6 protein-coding genes are annotated in these 5,216 nt (G+C 42.7%); 2 read left to right on the top strand and 4 right to left on the bottom strand.

Going from position 1 to position 5,216, the window contains the following annotated elements:
* The 4 genes from H6S82_RS17215 to fusA all read right to left on the bottom strand — a co-directional run.
* Window positions 1-401 (bottom strand): aquaporin (locus tag H6S82_RS17215; RefSeq protein ID WP_191056464.1); only part of this gene is annotated, 401 nt, incomplete at its 3' end.
* Between the two features lie 287 nt (window positions 402-688).
* Window positions 689-1,774, bottom strand: a complete 1,086-nt coding sequence (locus H6S82_RS17210) for an RNA ligase family protein (RefSeq protein ID WP_242056989.1) — start codon at window positions 1,772-1,774, stop codon at window positions 689-691.
* 25 nt (window positions 1,775-1,799) lie between these two features.
* Entirely contained in the window at window positions 1,800-2,156 is a 357-nt protein-coding gene (locus tag H6S82_RS17205) for a hypothetical protein (protein ID WP_190464312.1), read from the bottom strand.
* 110 nt (window positions 2,157-2,266) lie between these two features.
* Window positions 2,267-4,330 carry an elongation factor G gene (fusA, locus tag H6S82_RS17200; RefSeq protein WP_190464311.1) on the bottom strand — a complete coding sequence of 688 codons (2,064 nt, stop codon included), beginning with the start codon at window positions 4,328-4,330 and terminating at the stop codon, window positions 2,267-2,269.
* A 153-nt stretch (window positions 4,331-4,483) separates the two neighbouring features.
* Between fusA and H6S82_RS17195 the strand changes: the two genes are divergently transcribed.
* The gene (locus H6S82_RS17195; protein WP_190464310.1) at window positions 4,484-4,699 is read left to right on the top strand and encodes a hypothetical protein; all 216 of its coding nucleotides are present in this window, start codon (window positions 4,484-4,486) and stop codon (window positions 4,697-4,699) included.
* Window positions 4,696-5,097: a type II toxin-antitoxin system VapC family toxin gene (locus H6S82_RS17190; RefSeq protein WP_190464309.1), complete on the top strand. Its 402-nt coding sequence runs from the start codon at window positions 4,696-4,698 to the stop codon at window positions 5,095-5,097. The genes H6S82_RS17195 and H6S82_RS17190 overlap by 4 nt, the downstream gene beginning before the upstream one ends.
* Window positions 5,098-5,216 lie beyond the last annotated feature (119 nt).

Below are 5,216 nucleotides of genomic sequence, written 5' to 3'. Positions count from 1 at the left end.
CCATAGCCATTAGATGCAAATCCGCCGATGTCAAATCCTGGTTTGCCAGTTGCGATCGCGTACAGAATCGCCGCACCAAGTATCGCTCCAAACACTTGCGCTCCAATGTAGGGGAATAAATCGTTAGTGGGAAAGCGTTTACCTGCCCACAATCCCAAGGAAACAGCCGGATTTAGGTGGCAGCCAGAGATGTGACCGATCGCACAAGCCATCGTCAGCACTGTCAAACCAAATGCTAGGGAAACGCCAACTAATCCAATACCTAACGGAAATGATATTTCGGGACTTATTTTTGCCGCATCTGCTACAAAGGTTGCTGCTAGCACGGCGCTACCACAACCACCAAAAACCAGCCAAAACGTGCCTATAAACTCTGCCAAACACCGCTTTACAATTGACATTTTTAACCTCTGTAAAATTACGAGATGTCGATTTGAGTATATAAACGTTCTACAAATTACAGTAAGATAATCCGGTACGCAACGGCGATGATGTTCAAGTAAAGTTTAATAACGTTTATTTGATGACGCTAATAGTGAGCGATCGCCAATTTGTTGAATCACAAAATATTTCTTTGTCAGTATTTTTACACGCTTAACTAGGTATCCTGGCACGCTCTACAAGCTCAACAATAAACCGTATCGAAAGCAGAGATTTCCTTTTCCCCTGATGGACAAGCCGCATTTGCTTATTTACGAAAGTAATTATCAACCAATCTTTGCGCCTCTCGATTTAATTTTTCTATGATTTTTTGTTTTTCTCGGTCGTTAATAGTGTTGAAAATGTCTGCATAATCTTCATTGAAGCTTTCCAGGACATCATTTATAAACGATTGCAGAAGCATCTGTTTATTTTTTATTTCGCGTCCGTCAAGTCTACCAATTTTTGAGATGGCATTATTCAACCTGTTTTCCGTTATCAGTGCCAGTATTTCCTGCTCTAATTCAGTTTCTAAACTCAACGTTTGGTTGGTAGTTGCGTTTATCTGATGATTCCATTTTCTTGCTTGGTGAAATCGGCTATCTTCGGCGAATTCTGCTATCTTTCTCTTCAGTATCGGTCGAATTATTCCTTTCGGAGTTTGCAAATAAATTGATTGGATAGGTTTAATCACCACACCTTCTGCCTTGTTTTGCGATCGTAACTTGGGTAATCCTAACAAGGCAGGTATAGTAGAATCGAATTCTATATTATAGGTAATGGCTGACTCGTATTTGCCAACAAACAACGGTTGAGCGCACATCATCCCTACGCGATCGCAAATTTTAATTGCTTTATGATAATCCATGTAATTGCGTGCAGATGGATTGCCAAATTCTCCAACAGCAATATCGAAAGCACAGTATTCAATTTTGGGGGAATAATAAATGCCAGTTTGAACTGCTTGCACGTTGGGAACGGGAGAAACTTCTGGGTGAGGATATTCTCCACCGAATAGTTCACCATAAACAAAAACGATCGCCGATTCCGAATTTTCTACCTGGATAATCCTGAAAATTTCTTTAACTCGATCGACTAATTGACTTTCCAGGGATTTAAAGCCAAAAAAATCTTCATTTGGCGGCAAAAATTCTTTCCTTTTGGCAAAGCGAACATTCTCGCCATCGGTGACGATCGCAAAATTAGCGCCGTGAATCTTTTCTGTTACCACCCAATCGGTTTTCTTAAAAGCTCGATAATTCGATTCCGTGAGATTCCATTGTTTTGGAGTCTCAGGAATTTTGTCATAGCTGATAAAATCCCAACTCGTTAAATTATTCTCAACCATATCCATAATTAGTAATTACTAAACTGACGAACTAGGGTATCTTACAAGCAATTAAAATACTAACAGGCGTTTCAGTATCGTGCTGTTCAAGAGAGAGATAAAAAAGCCGATCGCTCATTTCCCAGCAAGAGATTCTAATTGCTTCTGGATACCATTCATCAATTAGCGATCGATTCGTTTTTTCGTTGTAGGTCGGATCGCCAATTATTTGAATACATTCTTTTAACACATTTTCGTACTTGATTTCAAAATCAGCTATAATTTTATCTATTTTATCGGCATCTATATCGTATAACCAATCAGTTGCTTCAAGATAATCATTTTCCGCATTAGGACACGCTCCTATAATCTTTTCAATACGTTCTTTCAGAGTATTTTTTTGTACCATAACTATCCTCTGCATCAGGATTGCATCGTTGAGTCCAGAAACCCGGTTTCTTCAAGAAACCGGGTTTCTTTTTTCCCCTCTCCTCGCTCTTTTAAAGGTTGGGGGAGAGGTCATCTCGCGCCATGTGCAACCAGTTGCTGTTGCAAACTAGCTGGAACTTGCCGATATTCTGCAAACTCCATTGCGAAGCTAGCTTGTCCGGAAGTGTTCGATCGCAAATCTGTCGAATAACCGAACATTTCCTTCAGCGGAACTTCTGCACGGATAACAGAATATCCTTGCATTGTCTCCGAACCTAACAACAAACCGCGACGAGAAGAAATATCTCCCTGCACTCGTCCGAGATACTCGTTTGGTGTTTCCACTTCCACCAGCATAATCGGTTCGAGGATAATCGGATGAGCTTTTCGGAATGCTTGCTCAAAGGCAAAATGAGCAGCCGATCGAAAAGCTAATTCCGAAGAATCTTCCCTGTGGTAACTACCGTGTTCTAGAATTACCTTTACCCCAGTTACCGGATAACCGATTAAAAGTCCGCTGTTAATTGCATCGCGGAAACCTTTCTCGCAAGCGGGGATAAATTCTTTCGGAATTGCACCGCCGACGACTTTACTCTCGAACGCAAATGTTTCTTGGCAAGGTTCGATTTTACCAATTACATGAGCGAATTGACCGGAACCACCTGTCTGCTTTCTCAGTAAATAATCGAAAGTTCCTGTTTGCGAAATCGTTTCGCGATAAGCTACCGCCGGATCGCCAACATAAACTTCCGCTTTGTATTCCCGCTTGATGCGTTCGATGTAGATTTCTAGGTGCAATTCACCCATTCCCGAAATCAAAGTTTCCTTAGATTCCGCATCGATGCTGACGCGGAAAGTCGGATCTTCGCGCATAAAACGGTTGAGTGCTTTCGAGACGCGATCGCTATCTTCTTTGTGCTTCGGCGTAACTGCCAAAGTAATCACCGGATCGGGAACAAACATCCCTTCTAAAGAAACATTTATTCCTTCCGAACAGAAGGTATCGCCAGAAGCGCAATCAACACCAACTAATGCTACGATATCACCCGTTGCGGCAACTTCGATATTTTCGCGTTTGTCGGCGTGCATTCGCACAAACCGTCCTACAGAAATGGATTTGTTCGTGCGGGTATTGCGGATGCGTTCTCCCTTCCGCAGCGTTCCGGAATAGATGCGCGTGTAAGTTAATTGTCCCGATTGTTCGTCATCGGCAATTTTGAAAGCTAGCGCCACAACAGGCCCATCTCTGTCAGCGTAAACATTGATTTTTTCCTCTGTTTTGACATCAAACGCTTTCACTACTTCCCGATCGATCGGTGATGGCAAGTAGAGAGTTACAGCATCCAGCAAATTCTGCACGCCTTTGTTTTTGAAGGCAGAACCTAACAAAACGGGTGTTAGCTCAAGACTTAATGTTGCCTGTCGAATCGTTTCCCAAATCATCTCTTGAGGAACTTCTTCCTCCATCAGCAGTTTCGCCATCATTTGTTCGGAAAACATGGAAAGGCGATCGAGCATTTTTTCCCTAGCTATTGTCGCTTCTGCTTGCAGGTTTTCGGGAATAGGTCGAACAACTCTATCTTCTCCTTTTTCTCCTTCAAAATAGTTCGCCGTCATCTCAATTAAATCGATGACACCAGCAAACTTATCCTCGCTGCCAATGGGATACTGAAGCAGTAAAGCATTCAAATTCAGCTTATCTTTCAGCGCTTGGACAACGCGAAATGGATCTGCACCCAAACGATCCATTTTGTTAATAAAAGCAATGCGCGGTACTCGATAGCGTTTCATTTGTCGGTCTACCGTAATAGACTGCGACTGCACGCCAGCAACAGCACAAAGCACCATAATTGCACCATCGAGAACGCGCAAAGCACGCTCAACTTCTATGGTGAAATCTACGTGACCCGGAGTATCGATCAAGTTGATTTGGGTATCGTTCCAAATGCAAGTTGTAGCGGCAGAAGTAATCGTAATACCCTTCTGACGCTCTAGCTCCATAAAGTCCATCGTGGCACCATCTCCGTTGCCACGCACCTCCTCAATTTTGTGGATTCTGCCAGTGTAGAAAAGGATGCGCTCCGATAAAGTTGTCTTACCAGAATCGATGTGAGCAGAAATTCCGATGTTGCGTATGTTTTTGAGGGGAATCATAGACTTGCTCCTTGCTAGAGCGATGAAAAGATAGTTGCCACTTGTGCGGCAATAATATTTATACTACGATATACTACAATAAAATTCAAGTAGATGGACAACCTGTTATCGGCATATAATAATGCTTGACAAAACTTAATGGAGGCACTAGCAATGAACGCCCATCGCGTCAAGGCTACCCTAACTCAGGACGGAACACTCACACTCAACGATTTACCTTTCTATGCTGGCGATTCAGTAGAGGTAATCGTTTTGGCACGGATTGCAAAGTTAAGTACAGAAAATCTTTACCCTTTACGGGGTACGCCTATACTTTATGACAATCCAACCGCACCTGTTGCAGAGGAAGATTGGAGCGTTTTGGAATGATAGTTCTAGACACACATATTTGGGTTTGGTGGATTCATAGCGATGCTCGATTAACAGAAGATCATCTCGGATGGATAAATGAATATGAGGCTGATGGTCTTGGTATCAGCATCATTTCCTGCTGGGAAGTTGCGAAGTTGGTGGAATACAACCGACTAAGATTACCTTGTTCAATTGAAGAGTGGTTTGAGCAAGCTTTGGCGTACCCCGGTATTTGCCTGCTAGACCTTACATGGCGTATTGCCTTGGATTCAACGCAGTTACCCGGTAGTTTTCATCGCGATCCAGCCGATCAAATAATTGTTGCTACTGCGAGAAGTTACGACTGCTCATTGTTGACCGCAGACGAAAAGATTCTCAATTATCCTCATGTGAAAACTTTGAAAAAGAAACCATGATAATTTTGGCGCGTGCTAAGCTGGAATTGATTGCAACGCTGTTTAGCAATGATGAACTAGCCTCTGTTGTTAAATTTTAGCTGTCTAGACATCCGCAACAGTCCCCTGACAGCTTATCG

It is taken from the genome of Planktothrix sp. FACHB-1355 (genome assembly GCF_014748295.1).
Taxonomy (GTDB): domain Bacteria; phylum Cyanobacteriota; class Cyanobacteriia; order Cyanobacteriales; family Aerosakkonemataceae; genus Aerosakkonema; species Aerosakkonema funiforme_A.
This window is presented reverse-complemented; position numbering and strand designations above follow the sequence as displayed.

Bases quoted from the DNA above. Each gene is read 5' to 3' on its own strand.
- H6S82_RS17210 (WP_242056989.1), bottom strand. From the start codon at position 1,774: ATGGATATGGTTGAGAATAATTTAACGAGTTGGGATTTTATCAGCTAT.
- H6S82_RS17205 (WP_190464312.1), bottom strand. From the start codon at position 2,156: ATGGTACAAAAAAATACTCTGAAAGAACGTATTGAAAAGATTATAGGA.
- fusA (WP_190464311.1), bottom strand. From the start codon at position 4,330: ATGATTCCCCTCAAAAACATACGCAACATCGGAATTTCTGCTCACATC.
- H6S82_RS17195 (WP_190464310.1), top strand. From the start codon at position 4,484: ATGAACGCCCATCGCGTCAAGGCTACCCTAACTCAGGACGGAACACTC.
- H6S82_RS17190 (WP_190464309.1), top strand. From the start codon at position 4,696: ATGATAGTTCTAGACACACATATTTGGGTTTGGTGGATTCATAGCGAT.